Origin of the sequence: Rahnella sp. JUb53, from assembly GCF_004346065.1 — a bacterium.
Lineage (GTDB): Bacteria > Pseudomonadota > Gammaproteobacteria > Enterobacterales > Enterobacteriaceae > Rahnella > Rahnella variigena.
On sequence record NZ_SLYT01000010.1, the window covers coordinates 132,979 to 148,118 of the forward strand.

The following is a 15,140-nucleotide window of genomic DNA, read 5'->3' on the forward strand; positions in this document are numbered from 1 at the left end:
AAAATGGCTATTGAGATAATTCATCGTGTTAAGTGAAATATCTCCTGATACGTATTGGAATAACATTAAGTCAAATTATTTTAATTTGGCACGGGCAACCCTTGCCCGTTAATAAAAATTAAATTGACAAGGAATAGTAACATGAGGAAATCAGTTTTCATTTTGTCGGCAATGATTGCGGCAGGTACATTAACAGGGTGTGCAACAGAATCATCCCGCACGGTTGAAGTTCAGAAAGTCGCTTCTTATAACACGCAATATAATGGCCCCCGCAGTCCGATTTCTGTCGGCAAATTCGATAACCGCTCAAGCTATATGAGTGGCATTTTCTCTGACGGCGTCGATCGTCTGGGCAATCAGTCTAAAACTATTCTGGTGACTGACCTGCAACAAACTGGCCGCTTTAATGTTTTAGACCGCACCAATATGGCTGAAATTAAAGAAGAAGCCGGAATTAAAGGCCAGGCGCAAACGCTGAAAGGTGCTAATTACGTCATCACCGGTGATGTGACTGAGTTTGGTCGTAAAGAAGTCGGCGACAACCAGTTGTGGGGCATCCTCGGCCGCGGTAAGCAACAGATCGCTTACGCTAAAGTCAGCCTGAATGTTGTCAATGTTCAGACCTCTGAAGTGGTGTATTCCTCACAGGGCGCAGGCGAGTATTCCCTGTCCAACCGTGAAATTATTGGTTTCGGCGGTACTGCCAGTTATGACTCTACCTTAAACGGCAAAGTGCTGGATTTAGCAATCCGTGAAGCGGTGAATAACCTGGTGAATGGGATCGAAAGCGGCGCATGGCGTCCGGCTAATTAATAATACGGATATTATCAAATGACATTACGTAAAACCCAACGCGCCGTGTTAAAAGGTGGATTTTTTACCCTAGCGTTATTATTAGCGGGCTGTGCAAAACAGGCTGACACATCATTATATAACTGGGATAACTATCAGAAGACCGTTTACCAGTATTATCAGGGTGACAAAGTCGGCCCGGAAGAACAAATCGCGTCATTAAAAGAGTCGATTGAAAAATCCCGTGCAACCGGTAAAGCCGTTCCACCAGGCCTGCACGCCCAGCTGGGATTACTTTATGCCAATACCGGTCATACCGATCTGGCATTTCAGGAATTCAATACTGAGAAAAGTTTATTTCCTGAGTCAGCAACCTACATGGATTTCCTGCTGAAAAATAAAGGGAGTGTTAAATGAAACGTTTATTCCTGCTGACCGGTATGGTGCTGACGTTGTTGCTGACAGGCTGCGCGAAAAAAGCGTCTTACGATTACACCGCGTTTAAAGAAAGCAAACCGAGATCGATTCTGGTCCTGCCGCCGGTGAACCATTCGCCGGACGTGAACGCCAGCCACAGCATGCTTTCAACTGTCACGGCACCGCTGGCAGAAGACGGCTTCTATGTCTTCCCGGTGGCTGTCGTTGAGGAAACTTTCAAGCAAAACGGCATAACCGGTGCGGAAGATATCCGTGCAGTCAGCGCCGCCAAACTGCGTGAAATTTTCGGCGCGGATGCCGCGCTTTACATTGATATCACCAGCTACGGCAGCAGCTACATGGTGGTTTCCAGCGAAACCCGTGTCACCGCTAATGCCAAACTGGTGGATTTACGCAATGGCAAAGTGCTGTGGACAGGTAACGCCACTGCCTCTGACAGCGAAAATGACAACAACAACGGCGGGATCATCGGCATGCTGGTTCAGGCTGCGGTGAAGCAAATCTCCAGCACGATTTCCGACAAAGGTCATGATATCGCCGGGCTCACCAGCTACCGTCTGCTGAGTGCATCTCAGACCGACGGCCTGCTGTACGGCCCACGCTCACCGAATTATGGTAAGCAGGTAATGCGTTAAAGGCCTGAAGAAAGCCGTCCCTTGCGGGACGGCTTTCTGGCTTACTTGCCCGGTGCGTTAATGATCACATTAAGAGAGTTGTTGGAAATGCTCCAGCTCCCCTTCCCTTGTGTCAGCGTCGCGCCGGTGACAACGAGAAAGATACAGATGTACCGTTTCATTGTGCGGTCCTTGCAAAGACCGCTTCACGTCAACACCACCGGTGATATCTCCGTGAAACAAGCGCTGGGTTGCGCCTGCGTTGACGGTCATTGGACATCCTTTTCTGAAACCGGTGCCCGTTTGCTAAGACGGCGTAAAGGGCCGCCACAATCATACACTTGTTGTCGACCAACTTGACAAAATTGTTCAGAAAGCAGACTATGTTGTGGCTGGGTTGCGCTTGCGTTACATCAGTAACGAAGCCCGCTGGAAAGGCCGCTAACCTGACCAGCACAAAAAAACCACCTTCTGGTGGTTTTTTTGTTTCTGCAGTACGCAAACCTTACTCCCCCATCCTCGGGTACGCATCGGCAATCTTATCGCCGGTGAAATGCGCCACCCAGCCTTCCGGATTGTCGAACACGCGGATCGCGGTAAACGACGGGGATCCGCCCATGTCAAACCAGTGGCGGGTGTTGGCCGGTACGGAAATCAGATCGTTCTTCTCGCACAGGATCTGGAAAATCTTACCATTGAGGTGCAGGCAAAACAGCCCTGCGCCTTCAACGAAAAAACGCACTTCATCTTCGCCATGCGTATGTTCGGAAAGGAATTTGGTGCGCAGCACGTCGCGCTGTTCGTTGTCCGGACGCATGCTGATCACGTCCCAGCTTTGATAGCCTTTTTCTTCGACCAGCTTGTCGATTTCATGCTGATAAGCGGCAATCACGTCCTGCGGCTGAGGATTCGCGCCTAAATCGCGGTCGGCCTGCCAGCGTTCGAAACGCACATCAATTTTGCTCAGTTCGGCGGCAATAGCATCGCCGTCGCGGCTTTCCCACACCGGTGCGGAAGGATCCTGGTCACTAAAAATCGTCAATGCACTCATGGTCAACCCTCTTATAAGAATGTTTCTAAGGCTATCTGATCAAAACGATTAACTTGCAGGTGATCGCTGAGTTCGTCAGCGTCATCACGGATCAGCTGACAGGTATGCCAGCCCGCCAGGCGCGCGGCATCGAGTTCCTGACGGATGTCCGATAAAAACAGTAAATCCTGCGGCGGCAGGATCAGTTGCTCGGCGATGTTCTGATACGACTCCGTTTCACGCTTGGCCCCGACGCGGGTGTCGAAATAGCCGCTGAACAGCGGCGTTAAATCACCGGCATCACTGTAGCCAAACAGCAGTTTTTGCGCGTCCACCGAACCGGAGGAATACACACAAAGTTGCAGACCTTCGGCTTTCCACGCTTCCAGTTGTGGCGCGACGTCGTCATAAAGATGCCCGCGAAAATCGCCATTCTCATAACCCGTGCGCCAGATAATGCCCTGCAAGACTTTCAGCGACGTCGATTTCACGTCGTTGTCCATGTAGGTAAAAAGCTGTTCGATCAGCGCTTCGACGCTGGCCTGTGGCCGGTCGATTTCAGCGCGTAAGGCGTCCAGCGCCGCTGCGACGTCCGGCTGTTCATGCTCATGACGCAGGAACTCCGCCAGACGCTGACGGGCATAAGGGAATAACACCTGATGCACAAAACGGATATCCGTGGTGGTGCCTTCAATATCAGTGACGATGGCGAGGATCATTTAGCCTCCAGCAGGCGACGTTGCAGTTCACACTGGAACAGGAATTCCAGCCCTTCCAGATGGCGGCGCGCTTCGGCCACATCCCGTCCCCAGCAAGTCAGCCCGTGGCCGCGCAGCAGAAAACCATACTGCAACGGCGCGTGCTCTGACGAGGCAATAATCTTCTGCGCCAGCGCAGGAATATCCTGGCTGTTGTCGAAGATCGGGATCACCACCTGATCAAGGTGCGAGGTCTGGCCACTGAGCGATTTTTGCATCTCGTAGCCTTCCAGCACCAGCGCGCCGCTGCGCTCAACCCGCGATAACACGGTCGAATTGACCGAATGGGTATGCAGCACCGCGCCTGTTTCAGGATAGCGGGAATACAGCATCGTGTGCAGCCCGGTTTCCGCCGAAGGACGACGACCGCCCGGCGCAAAGCCGCTTTCCAGTTCCACCAGCAGGAAGTCTTCTGCGGTCAGGGATCCTTTGTCTTTTCCTGATTCGGTGATCAGGCAATGGGCATCGCCTTCGCGTACAGACATATTACCGCCCGTCGCCGGGCTCCAGCCTTTCTGACCAATCCAGTGACAGGCCGCCAGCAGCGCGCCCAGTTGCAAATTCTCTGTCATTTTTATCCTGTAAAACCGGTGCGTTGAGGGACTCAGTTTGGCGTGAAACGGCGATATATAAAAAGTTAAGTGCCTTAGACCGAATTGGCATTTAGCCATCTAAGCGTCTCGATTGCCAAATATTAACATCGTGTTATATTGTCAGCAACATCGCTATTTGCACACCTGACGCCTGTCAGGTCAACGGTCCAGGAGTATTGACCCGCCATGAGCACAGCAGCATTGATCCCCGAAAGTAAACTTCCTGCCTTAGGCACCACGATTTTCACCCAAATGAGTGCTCTGGCGCAGAAACACAATGCGATTAACCTGTCGCAGGGTTTTCCTGATTTCGACGGCCCGCAATATCTGAGGGATCGTCTGGCGTATCACGTCAGTCAGGGTTCGAACCAGTACGCCCCGATGACCGGCACCACGCCACTGCGTGAAGCGATTGCCGCGAAAACCGAACAGATTTACGGCTACGCCCCCGACGCCAACACCGACATCACCATCACGGCGGGCGCGACCGAATCACTGTACATCGCCATCACCGCGCTGGTGTCGAAAGGTGATGAAGTGATTGCTTTTGATCCGAGCTATGACTGCTACGCCCCGGCGGTGGAACTGGCGGGCGGCGTGATGAAACGCATTCAGCTACAACCGCCGGAATTTAAAGTGAACTGGGCGGAATTCGCCGATCAGATCACTGACCGCACGAAGCTGGTGATTATCAACACCCCGCATAATCCGTCGGCCACGGTCTGGAGCGACAGCGACGTCGAACAGCTCTGGCAGACCATTGCGGATAAGCACATTTTCGTGCTGAGCGATGAAGTGTACGAGCACATTTGCTTTGCACCGCAAGGTCACGCCAGCGTGCTACGTCATCCCGAATTGCGTCAGCGTGCTATTGCGGTGTCATCGTTCGGCAAGACTTATCACATGACCGGCTGGCGCGTGGGTTACTGCATCGCACCGGCGATTATCAGCGCCGAACTGCGCAAGGTACATCAGTATCTGACCTTCTCGATCACCACGCCGGTTCAGCTGGCGCTGGCGGATATGCTGCGTGAAGCGCCGGAACACTGGCAGGAATTACCGGCCTTTTATCAGGCCAAGCGCGACCGTCTGGCGCAGGGGCTGGCCAACAGCCGTCTGAAAGTGTTACCCAGTCAGGGCACCTATTTCCTGCTGGTTGATTACAGTGACGTATCCGATTTAGACGACGTTGCATTCTGCCACTGGCTGACTGAACATGTCGGCGTAGCGGCCATTCCGATGTCGGTATTCTGCGCCGCACCTTTCCCACATAAACTGATCCGGCTGTGCTTCGCCAAACAGGAAGCCACGCTGGACGCTGCCGCGGAGCGCCTGTGTCAACTTTAAAACTGTCCGTACTGCAACAGCCGCTGGTGTGGCTGGACGGCGAGGCAAACCTCGCGCATTTCGACGGCCTGCTCGGTGCGCTGACCGGCCGTGACCTGATTGTGTTGCCTGAAATGTTTACCACCGGTTTTGCCATGCAGGCACCGGGCAGCACGCTGCCGGAATCGCGTGTGGTGCAATGGCTGCAACAATGGGCGAAACAACTCGGTGCGATGATCGGTGGCAGTGTGGCGCTGAGCACCACGGAAGGCGCGGTGAACCGTTTCCTGCTGGTTGAGCCGCAGGGCAACGTGCATTTTTACGATAAACGTCACCTGTTCCGCATGGCCGGTGAACACAATTATTATGTGCCCGGAAAACGTCGTGAAATCGTCGAATGGCGCGGCTGGCGTATTTTGCCGCAAGTCTGTTACGACCTGCGTTTCCCTGTGTATTCACGCAACCGTCAGGATTACGACCTGGCGCTTTACGTCGCCAACTGGCCTGCCCCACGCAGCCGTCACTGGCAGACATTGCTCGCCGCCCGTGCCATCGAAAATCAGGCGTATGTTGCCGGTTGCAACCGCGTCGGCCACGACGATAACGGTCATTATTACAGCGGCGACAGCCTGATCATTAATCCGCAAGGTGAAGAACTGGCGCGGGCAGAACCGGGTTCGGCGATGATTATTGAGGCCGAATTATCACTGGAAGCGTTACAGGATTACCGCGAAACCTTCCCCGCCTGGCGCGATGCCGATACCTATTTGCTGCACGATTAAAGAATCAAAGAACATGTCCCCGGCCTTCAGCGCCGGGTTCACATCTGACTCAGCCTTGCTCTCCTCTCCCCCCTTTTTGTCAGCGCATGTAAACACATCCCTGTGTGGATCAATTCTTGCATTCAATACCCCCGCAAAAACATCTGACAGAGGAACACTGATGACCATCACCTTTATTGCACACTCCACGCCCGAACCTGCGTTGTACGGCGCGATGGCAGCGATACTTGCTGAACTCCGCGCGTTGCCGCTGTGTCACTTTCCCGTCAGTCATAATGCACAACGTTACCCGAATGCCCGTCAGCACGTCACGGCGCAGGGACACGCACTGACCAGCGGGCTGGTGTGGCTTGAGCGCCTGACCGGGCGCGGTGCGGGTGAAGAAACCGGCCTAGAATCCCTGATTTATCGGGCACTTAAAGAAGATATCGTCGTGCCATTGCGTGAGCCTTTATCCGCGGATCTGGCGGCAAAAATCGCAGAACACGGCATAGAAACTGAGTCACTGACCGTGGTGCGCAATCAGGATAAATTTCAGCTGGAAGATTGCGCGACCGGCAAAATTCGCAGTAACGGCTGGGGGCGCGATGCCTTCGGGCGCTGGGCGTTAGGCTCCGTTTCGCAGCCAGTGATGCGGGCAGGAAAAACACTGCGCGTGGCGCTGGTGGGCGATTTTGCCGAGCAACGCGACAGCTATCCGGCGATGCTCGCTGCACTGGGAGACGCCGCCGATGCACTGGCAATGAACATTGACGTGGTGTATGTGACAGCGGCGTTACTGGGCAGCCAGCTCGACTGCACGCTTTTCGACGTCGACGGCATTATTTTACCGGGCGCAACGTTAACGCAGGGCGATCATCAGGCCAGCGCGCTGGCGACTGCCACCTGGGCACTGGAAAACCGTACGCCGGTGCTGGGCATCAATCAGGGAATGCATCAGATGGTGACGGCGCTGGGCCAGAAAGTGCTCGGACAGGATCGGGTAGTGATGCACGGCCCGTCAACGCTGGGCAGTCTGCAAACCGGTTTGCCGCTCGCCGAACACACGCAGCCGCGTCCGGGGAATCATACGGTCATCACCCGCAGCGGCAGCCTGCTGGCGAATAAAATGGGCGATGAGTTTACGCTGCGCTATAACCAGCGCCGCTATCTGAACCCGCATTTACTGGCAGAACTGGAAAGTACGGGATTGCGCATTACGGGGTATGACGAAAGCGGGGAACAGGCGCAGGTGGCAGAGCTGGACAATCATCCGTTCTTCCTCGGCGTTCAGGGACAACCGGAACTGATGTCACGTCGCGAGCGCCCGTATCCGCTGCTGATGGCGTTTCTGCAACAGGTGCGTCAGGGCAATCGTGACCGGGATGTCAGCCACGCGGCGCTGACCCAAAGCGTGCGGTTAAAGCATCCGCACCTGCTGATGGGCTGAATGACAGAAAGGTCTAACTGCCGCGATACGTTGAATAAGAATAAGGACTGATCAGCAGCGGCAGATGGTAATGATCCTGCTCACCGTCGATCACCACATCAATGATCGCCGAGTGATACAGCGTTTCTCGCCCCGTTGCCGTGAAATACGCGCCGATATCCGCACACAACCGGTAATGCCCGGAAGCCACCGGTTCCGGCGTTAATTTTGCGGCGCGGCCATCGGCATCGGTTTGGGTTTCGCTGATGAGCGTGATGTTCAGCCCTTCAAGGCTTTCCAGCCAGACGCGCACATTGGCCGCAGGCTGGCCCAAAGACGTATCAAGAATATGGGTGGTGATGCGTGTCATAACGGGAATATCTCCTTTAAACGCAGCAGGGTAATTTCTTTGAGTTGTTGCGCCGTTTCCTGATCTTCAGCGTCCGGTGAATTATTCAGGCGCCGTTGCAGATTATCCAGAATCTCCTCTGAACTGCGCCCTTTCGCGCGGATCAGAAACACCCGTCCAAAACGTTGCTCATAACGCAGGTTGCCGTCATGCAGCGCATCGATCACTGCCTGCTGGCTGATATTGAGCGTCGCCTGTTCGCCACGGGAAAGCTGCGCTTCCTTACTGGCTCCGCTGGCGCGTTCGCCGATACGCGGATGTGACGACAGCGCCTGAGTAATATCTTCCGGTTGCCAGTTTTCACAGGCCGCTTCGGCGCGGCGCAATACGTCTTCCACAGAAGTATAAGGCCGTCCGTCACTGACAGTTTTCGCCCACGAAGGGATATTCACCAGCGGGCGCAACAGGGCAACGGCTTCAAATTCGGAAAGCGCATTGAATCTGGATAACGAGCCGGATCCTTCGAAGGTCATAAATGTCCCTCAGCAAAACTCAGCACCGTATTGATATACGCCTGCACCGCATAAGCCACGTCGCCGGTAGTGACAGATTCATCAGGATGATGGCTGATGCCGTCTTTACAACGCACAAACAACATGCCGACCGGCCAGCATTCAGCGATGGCAATCGCGTCATGCCCTGCCCCGCTTGGCAATGACATCGCCTGTCCCTGCAGGTGTAAAACGCTCTGGCTCAGACGATGCTGCAAACCGGCATTACATTCCGTCGCGCTGATGCCGTAAAACTGTTCGGCTGCGAACGTCAGGCCGCGCCGTGCGGCGATATCCCGACCTTTCGCCAGCAACGTTTCCAGCAGCGCAGAGAGATCATCATCACGCGGACCGCGTACATCCAGCGACAGCTTCACCTGACCCGGAATGACATTCACCGCGCCCGGCAGACATTCCAGGGTGCCGACCGTCGCCACCAGATTACGGCCTGCAGCAGTAGTGATGCTTTCAATCGCCAGCGTCCATTCAGCGGCGGCGGTCAGGGCGTCCTGACGCTGCCCCATCGGCACGGTTCCGGCATGACCTGCGTGGCCAGTGAATTCGCAATTAAGCCGACGCGCACCGTTAATCGCCGTGACCACGCCGAGCGGCACATCCGCCGTTTGCAGGCACGGGCCTTGTTCGATATGCAATTCAAGATACGCGCAGAAATCGCTGACCGCGCGCTGTGACGCGCCGATTTTCAGCGGCTCCAGCCCGGCATTCTGCATCGCCTGTGCCACCGAAATCCCCTGCGCGTCCTGACGTTCCAGCCAGTCCGCCGGCCAGGTGCCGGTCAGCCCGCGGCTGCCCAGCAGCGTGATACCAAAACGCGTCCCTTCTTCATCGCAGAACCCGACAATTTCCACCGCCATCGGCAAACGGATGCCGTTGTGATGCAAATGCGCCACCACTTCCAGCGCGGTGAGCACGCCCAGCGGGCCGTCGTAACGCCCCGCATTACGCACGCTGTCGAGATGTGAACCGAGCAGGATGGCCGGAGCCGAAGCGTCCAGCCCTTCGTAGCGCCCGCAGATGTTGCCGACGCTGTCCTGCCAGACGCGCATACCGGCCGCTTCCATCCATTCGCCCACAACCTGATTGGCCTGCAAATGTTCGGCCGAGAGATACACGCGGGTCAGCTGACCCGGCGTTTCACTGATGGCGGCGAGTGCATCGCAGCGCGCCATCACCCGTTCAGCGGCACATTTTGCGCTGTCGGAAACCGCAGCCAGCGTAAAGGCTTCTGCCATTACTGACCTCCTGCGTAGTGATCCCAGGCGGCCTGCGCCCCTGCGCCGTATTTCGACGCATAGCCGAGACGGTTAAGCACCGCTTCCAGCGCCACCAGCGTCTGCAACACGCAGTCTTTACGCGCGTTGTAACCCATGGTGCCGATACGCCAGATTTTCCCGGCCAGCGGGCCAAATGAGGTGCCGATTTCAATGCTGAAATCGTTAAGCATCATCTGGCGCACCTGTTCGCCATGAACGCCCTGCGGAATGACCACGCCGAGCACGTTATTCATGCGGTTGTTCATGTCGCCGAACACTTCCAGCCCCATGCCCTGAATCCCTGCCAGCAGTGCGCCGCCGTGCAGTTTGTGGCGGGCGATACCGGTATCGAGCCCTTCTTCCAGAATGATGCGCGCACATTCGCGTGCCGCAAATAACATGCTGGTGGCTTCAGTATGGTGGTTCAGACGCTCCGGCCCCCAGTAATCCATGATCATGCCCAGATCGAAATAGTTGGAGTAGATCATCTCTTCATCGCCGTCGGCGTGGTCGGCGGTACGGATGCCTTCTTCCACGCATTTACGGCGGCGGATTTGTTCTTCAAAGCGCGGGCTGATAGTCACCGGCGAGCTGCCGGAAGGACCGCCGAGGCATTTTTGCAAACCGGCAGATACGGCGTCTAAACCCCAGGCATCGGTTTCCAGCGGATTGCCGCCAAAGGACGCCGTGGCATCGGAATAGAACAACACGCCGTGACGGCGGCAGATTTCACCCAGTTGCTCCAGCGGCTGCAACATGGTGGTGGACGTATCGCCCTGCACGGTCAGCAACCAGCGCGGTTTCACGGATTTAATCGCATCTTCAATTTGCTGCGGATCAAACACTTCGCCCCACGGCGCTTCGATGGTATGAACTTCAGCGCGGCAGCGGCGGGCTATTTCACACAGCAGATGACCGAAACGACCAAACACCGGCACCAGCACTTTGTCGCCCGGACGGATACCGGAAAGCAGCACGGCTTCGATACCGGCGCGCGAGGTGCCGTCGATCAGCAACGTCCACGGGTTTTCGGTTTTATACAGCGCACGGTACAGCGCCATCACTTCGTTCATGTAGCCGGTCATTACCGGGTCATATTGCCCGACCAGCTGGCTCGCCATCGCCCGCAGTACGCGCGGATCGGCATTGATGGGTCCCGGCCCCATCAGCAGACGGGTTGGCGGGTTGATTTGTCCGGGAGAGATGAAATCTGACATAGTTAATCCTTTACAATGTTAGCTTGCAGCAGCCTCACTAAGGCCGCGGACGGATGCGATAAACTGTTTCAGCTCGGGGGTTTGCGGATTGGCAAACAACGCCCGGCTTTCGCCCTGTTCCCACACGGTGCCCTGATGCATAAACACCACGCGGTCGCCCACTTCGCGGGCAAAATTCATTTCGTGCGTCACCAGCACCAGCGTCATGCCTTCTTTCGCCAGTTGCTCGAGCACTTTCAATACTTCGCCGACTAATTCCGGATCCAGCGCCGAGGTGATTTCATCACACAGCAGCACTTTCGGGTTCATCGCCAGCGCACGGGCAATCGCCACACGTTGCTGCTGGCCGCCGGAAAGATTCGACGGGTGATAATCCATGCGATCCGCCAGCCCGACTTTCGCCAGCATCTGCGCGGCCAGTTCACGGCATTCGGCGGCGGACTTTTTCAGCACGCGCCGTGGCGCCAGCATGACGTTTTCCAGCGCGGTCATGTGCGGAAAAAGATTGAAGCTCTGAAACACCATACCGACGGAACGGCTGATGTCACGCGCCTGAGAATCGCGGTCAGTGATGGTCATGCCGCCCAGTTTGATGCTGCCTTCCTGATAGCCTTCCAGCCCGTTCATGCAGCGCAACAGCGTGCTTTTACCTGAACCGCTGCGGCCGATGATCGAAATCACTTCGCCGCTGTCGATATCCAGATCCACGCCTTTCAGCACGTGGTTCTGACCGTAATATTTCTGAACCTGATTGATGGTGATCAGTGGCATTACTGTTTATCTCCACGCAATGATTTTTCTAAATGCTGACTGTAACGGGACAGCGGATAGCACATCAGGAAGTAGCCCAGCGCCACTAATCCAAACACTTTGAACGGCTCATACGTCACGTTGTTCAGCATGGTTCCGGCTTTGGTCAGTTCGACAAAACCGATAATCGACGCCAGCGCGGTGCCTTTCACCACCTGCACGGAAAACCCGACGGTCGGCGCAATGGCAATCCGCAGCGCCTGCGGAGTAATGACACGCCATAACGTCTGACCGAAATTCAGGCCGAGGCAGCGCGACGCTTCCCACTGGCCTTTCGGTAACGCGGCAATGCTGCCGCTCCAGATATCCACCAGATACGCGCTGGTATACAGCGTCAGCGCCAGCGCGGCAGCCGTCCACGGACTGACGTTGATACCAAACAGGCCAAGCCCGAAGAAGGCCAGGAACAGCTGCATCAGCAACGGCGTACCCTGAAACAGTTCGGAATACAGACGCACAAAACGCGTCGGCCAGCGGCGCCTGGTCAGGCGCATGAGCAACAGCGGCAGAGTCACCAGCGTGCCGCCGATAAACGCGGTCAGCGACAACAGCAACGTCCAGCGCGCCGCCAGCAGGAGATTGCGCACAATGTCCCAGTCAGTGAAGGTCATCATCAGTTTTCACTCCCAAAGACACGGCGTCCGGCCAGCAGCAGCAACTGACGCATCGCCACCGACAACAGCAAATAGAACAACGTGGTGACCAGATACACTTCGAAACTGAGGAAGGTGCGTGACTGAATTAAGTTCGCAGCAAACGTCAGTTCCTCAAAAGACACCTGCGATACCACGGAAGATCCGAGCATCACGATAATGCACTGGCTGACCAGCGACGGATAAATGCGTTTCAGCGACGGCGGCAGCACAATGCGCAGGAACGTCTGACTGCGCGTTAGTCCCAGCACGCGTCCGGCTTCCCACTGGCCTTTCGGCGTCACCTGAATACCGGCGCGAATAATCTCGGTGCTGTACGCGCCGAGGTTAATCAGCATCGCCAGCAGCGCCGCTTCACCGGCGGTCATTTTCAAGCCAATGGCTGGCAGGCCAAATACAATGAAAAACAACTGCACCACAAACGGCGTATTACGGATGGCTTCGACATAAATGCCCCAGACTGTCCGCAGAATTTTATGGTTGCCGCAGCGGATGGCCGCGCCGCAAATTCCTATCGCGACACCGCCAACCGTTGCAAGTACCGTCAGCTCAATAGTGGTCCATAATCCGGCCAGCAGTTCCGGCATATAAGGCCACAGCGCGCTAAAGTTAAGCTGATAGGTCATGAAAAATCTCCGTCAAAACCCTGATCACGCGCCGATTGATGCCGGCAGCGGTGCCTTCATCCATTTTTCAGACAGCGTATTCAGCGTCTTGTCTTTGATGCCTTCGGCGATCAGTTCATTCACTTTGTCTTTCAGTGCCGGTTCGTCTTTACGCAGACCGACATAGCACGGCGAATCTTTCAGCATCACTTTGGAAACCGGCGCTTTGGCCGGGTTCATACGGGCTACTGCCGCCACTACCAGGTTACCGGTGGCGATGTATTCCACCTGACCGGACAGGTAGGCCGACAGCGTGGTGTTGTTGTCTTCGTAACGCTGAATTTTGGCATCCTTCGGTGCCACATCGGTCAGCGCCAGATCTTCCACCGCGCCACGGGTCACGCCGATGGTTTTGCCGGACAGTTCTTTCAGATCCGACAGTTTGTCACCCTGCGCACCAAACACGCCGAGGAAGAACGGCGCGTAAGCGTTGCTGAAGTCGATGACTTTTTCGCGCTCGGCGTTTTTGCCGAGGCTGGAAATCACCAGATCGACTTTATCCGTTTGCAGATAAGGCACCCGGTTGGCGCTGGTGACCGGCACCAGTTGCAACTTAAGTTTCATCTTATCGGCCAGATAATGCGCCATGTCGATGTCATAACCTTCCGGCTGCAAATCCTTGCTCACCGAACCAAACGGCGGGAAATCCTGCGGAACAGCCACGCGCAGCACGCCACGCTTCTGAATATCCTGCAACTGATCGGCCATAACATTCGATGCCTGAAGCACCAACATTGCCGCACCTGCCCATGCCAACAACCGTTTGTTCATGTTCATAGATTATCTCCGGTGAAAAGTTTTTGGAACGATAGATTCTTATATTTATAACTTTGCAACGAATGTGCCAAAAATGACCCGGCAGAAAAAATGTGCGCAAAGACACGACATGACAAGGTATTAGCCATTCAGAGTAGAAGGGAGAAGGGATTTTTTTGCCCTGAATCAGGGCAAAAAGTGAGAAAGGTTGAAAACTCTGATGCACCGTAATTGTGCGAAAGCACCAGAAAAGCGCTCAGTTTGTGCCTGAATCGGGAATCAGCGCAGCTCCAGCTCATCCAGATCGTTATACAAATCGCTTATCTGATGAATGCGCTGACGGCCTGACGCGAGCATGTCGTGCAACAACGCATTGCTGAGTAAATTCGCCAGGCTCATGGCAGATGAATAACTGTCGAACGCCGACACGCTGTCGAGCGGCGCGGCCAGATGCCAGGTGGCGAGCGGAATAAGTGTCTGCGCCTGCGGCTCGCAAATCAGTAAAACCGGCACATCAAGTGACTGTAATTGCGTGAGAATCGCCTTCGCCATGCGGGGACGGCGACGGAAAGCAACGAAAATCACCACGTCCTGCGCGGTGAGATCCACCAGTTCTTCCGCCAGCGTCTGCCCCGGCTGCGGCATCATCATCACGCCAGCACGCACCTGAATCAGTTGCTGACGCAGGTGCAGCGCCACCGGATAACTGTTACGAAAACCGAGCAGACGTACCTGCCGCGCCTGACTCAGGGCGGTGATCAGCGCGCCAAACTGTGCGCCATCAATCTGATTAATCCACTGCGTCAGGTTAGCCATTTCCTGTTTATAGTGCCGTGATAACAAGGTGTTACCTTGTACCGCGTCACGGCTGTCGGTCAGCGGCATGCCACTCTGGCGCAGGGTGCGCATTTCATCGCGCATATCGCGATAACTCGGGTAACCAAGACGTTTAAACAGGCGGCTGACCGTGGCCTTCGACACACCGCTGAGCCGCGCCAGCTCTGCGCTGTTGTAGCTCATCAGGTCATCAATGCTGGCAAAAATAAAGTCGGCCACCCGCTGTTCCTGCGGCGTGAGTTCTGCGTAATGGTCACGCAGACGTTCGTCAATCTGTTTCATCTCCG

The 15,140-nt window shown here is 55.5% G+C and carries 18 protein-coding genes; 6 read left to right on the forward strand and 12 right to left on the reverse strand.

What is annotated here, in order from left to right:
- The first annotated feature begins 141 nt into the window (after positions 1–141).
- The 3 genes from EC840_RS20660 to EC840_RS20670 are packed head-to-tail and all read left to right on the forward strand — an operon-like array spanning position 142 to position 1,865.
- Positions 142–813, forward strand: a complete 672-nt coding sequence (locus EC840_RS20660; protein WP_112290558.1) for a CsgG/HfaB family protein — start codon at positions 142–144, stop codon at positions 811–813.
- Positions 814–831: 18 nt separating this feature from the next.
- Positions 832–1,209 (forward strand): DUF4810 domain-containing protein, encoded by a 378-nt coding sequence (locus tag EC840_RS20665; RefSeq protein WP_112290559.1) that lies wholly within the window; start codon positions 832–834, stop codon positions 1,207–1,209.
- On the forward strand, positions 1,206–1,865 hold the full coding sequence (locus tag EC840_RS20670; protein ID WP_112290561.1) for a DUF799 domain-containing protein: 660 nt from the start codon (positions 1,206–1,208) through the stop codon (positions 1,863–1,865). The genes EC840_RS20665 and EC840_RS20670 overlap by 4 nt, the downstream gene beginning before the upstream one ends.
- A 484-nt stretch (positions 1,866–2,349) precedes the next feature.
- Here the strand turns inward: EC840_RS20670 and EC840_RS20675 are convergent, their stop codons facing one another.
- From EC840_RS20675 to EC840_RS20685, 3 genes are read right to left on the reverse strand one after another with little or no spacing between them, the layout of a single operon-like run.
- Positions 2,350–2,895 (reverse strand): acireductone dioxygenase, encoded by a 546-nt coding sequence (locus tag EC840_RS20675; RefSeq protein WP_113877962.1) that lies wholly within the window; start codon positions 2,893–2,895, stop codon positions 2,350–2,352.
- A gap of 11 nt (positions 2,896–2,906) precedes the next feature.
- Positions 2,907–3,593 carry an acireductone synthase gene (gene mtnC, locus EC840_RS20680; protein ID WP_132966849.1) on the reverse strand — a complete coding sequence of 229 codons (687 nt, stop codon included), beginning with the start codon at positions 3,591–3,593 and terminating at the stop codon, positions 2,907–2,909.
- Entirely contained in the window at positions 3,590–4,204 is a 615-nt protein-coding gene (locus EC840_RS20685) for a methylthioribulose 1-phosphate dehydratase (protein ID WP_112290565.1), read from the reverse strand. The genes mtnC and EC840_RS20685 overlap by 4 nt, the downstream gene beginning before the upstream one ends.
- A 207-nt stretch (positions 4,205–4,411) precedes the next feature.
- On the opposite strand from EC840_RS20685, the gene EC840_RS20690 reads away from it, so the two are divergent.
- The 3 genes from EC840_RS20690 to EC840_RS20700 all read left to right on the forward strand — a co-directional run bounded on the left by EC840_RS20690 (position 4,412) and on the right by EC840_RS20700 (position 7,762).
- On the forward strand, positions 4,412–5,572 hold the full coding sequence (locus EC840_RS20690) for a pyridoxal phosphate-dependent aminotransferase (RefSeq protein WP_132966851.1): 1,161 nt from the start codon (positions 4,412–4,414) through the stop codon (positions 5,570–5,572).
- Complete coding sequence (locus tag EC840_RS20695; RefSeq protein ID WP_132966853.1) at positions 5,560–6,333, forward strand: amidohydrolase; 774 nt, start codon at positions 5,560–5,562, stop codon at positions 6,331–6,333. The genes EC840_RS20690 and EC840_RS20695 overlap by 13 nt, the downstream gene beginning before the upstream one ends.
- Positions 6,334–6,493: 160 nt before the next feature.
- Positions 6,494–7,762 carry a glutamine amidotransferase gene (locus tag EC840_RS20700; RefSeq protein ID WP_132966855.1) on the forward strand — a complete coding sequence of 423 codons (1,269 nt, stop codon included), beginning with the start codon at positions 6,494–6,496 and terminating at the stop codon, positions 7,760–7,762.
- Between the two features lie 13 nt (positions 7,763–7,775).
- On the opposite strand, the gene uraH is transcribed toward EC840_RS20700, so the two are convergent.
- The 9 genes from uraH to EC840_RS20745 form a co-directional block, all read right to left on the reverse strand.
- Positions 7,776–8,111, reverse strand: a complete 336-nt coding sequence (uraH, locus tag EC840_RS20705; protein WP_132966857.1) for a hydroxyisourate hydrolase — start codon at positions 8,109–8,111, stop codon at positions 7,776–7,778.
- Positions 8,108–8,623 (reverse strand): 2-oxo-4-hydroxy-4-carboxy-5-ureidoimidazoline decarboxylase, encoded by a 516-nt coding sequence (uraD, locus tag EC840_RS20710; RefSeq protein WP_132966859.1) that lies wholly within the window; start codon positions 8,621–8,623, stop codon positions 8,108–8,110. The genes uraH and uraD overlap by 4 nt, the downstream gene beginning before the upstream one ends.
- Complete coding sequence (hpxK, locus tag EC840_RS20715) at positions 8,620–9,894, reverse strand: allantoate amidohydrolase (RefSeq protein ID WP_132966861.1); 1,275 nt, start codon at positions 9,892–9,894, stop codon at positions 8,620–8,622. The genes uraD and hpxK overlap by 4 nt, the downstream gene beginning before the upstream one ends.
- A complete protein-coding gene (locus EC840_RS20720) occupies positions 9,894–11,132 on the reverse strand; it encodes an alanine--glyoxylate aminotransferase family protein (RefSeq protein ID WP_112290576.1) in 1,239 nt (412 codons plus the stop codon). Before EC840_RS20720 ends, hpxK begins: the two co-directional genes overlap by 1 nt.
- Positions 11,133–11,150: 18 nt before the next feature.
- Positions 11,151–11,903: an amino acid ABC transporter ATP-binding protein gene (locus tag EC840_RS20725; RefSeq protein ID WP_132966863.1), complete on the reverse strand. Its 753-nt coding sequence runs from the start codon at positions 11,901–11,903 to the stop codon at positions 11,151–11,153.
- Positions 11,903–12,553 (reverse strand): amino acid ABC transporter permease, encoded by a 651-nt coding sequence (locus EC840_RS20730; RefSeq protein ID WP_132966908.1) that lies wholly within the window; start codon positions 12,551–12,553, stop codon positions 11,903–11,905. Before EC840_RS20730 ends, EC840_RS20725 begins: the two co-directional genes overlap by 1 nt.
- A gap of 2 nt (positions 12,554–12,555) precedes the next feature.
- Positions 12,556–13,221 (reverse strand): amino acid ABC transporter permease, encoded by a 666-nt coding sequence (locus EC840_RS20735; RefSeq protein WP_112290580.1) that lies wholly within the window; start codon positions 13,219–13,221, stop codon positions 12,556–12,558.
- Positions 13,222–13,245: 24 nt separating this feature from the next.
- Complete coding sequence (locus EC840_RS20740; protein WP_112290582.1) at positions 13,246–14,037, reverse strand: transporter substrate-binding domain-containing protein; 792 nt, start codon at positions 14,035–14,037, stop codon at positions 13,246–13,248.
- 258 nt (positions 14,038–14,295) lie between these two features.
- Positions 14,296–15,135, reverse strand: a complete 840-nt coding sequence (locus tag EC840_RS20745) for a MurR/RpiR family transcriptional regulator (protein WP_132966865.1) — start codon at positions 15,133–15,135, stop codon at positions 14,296–14,298.
- Between the last annotated feature and the right edge of the window lie 5 nt (positions 15,136–15,140).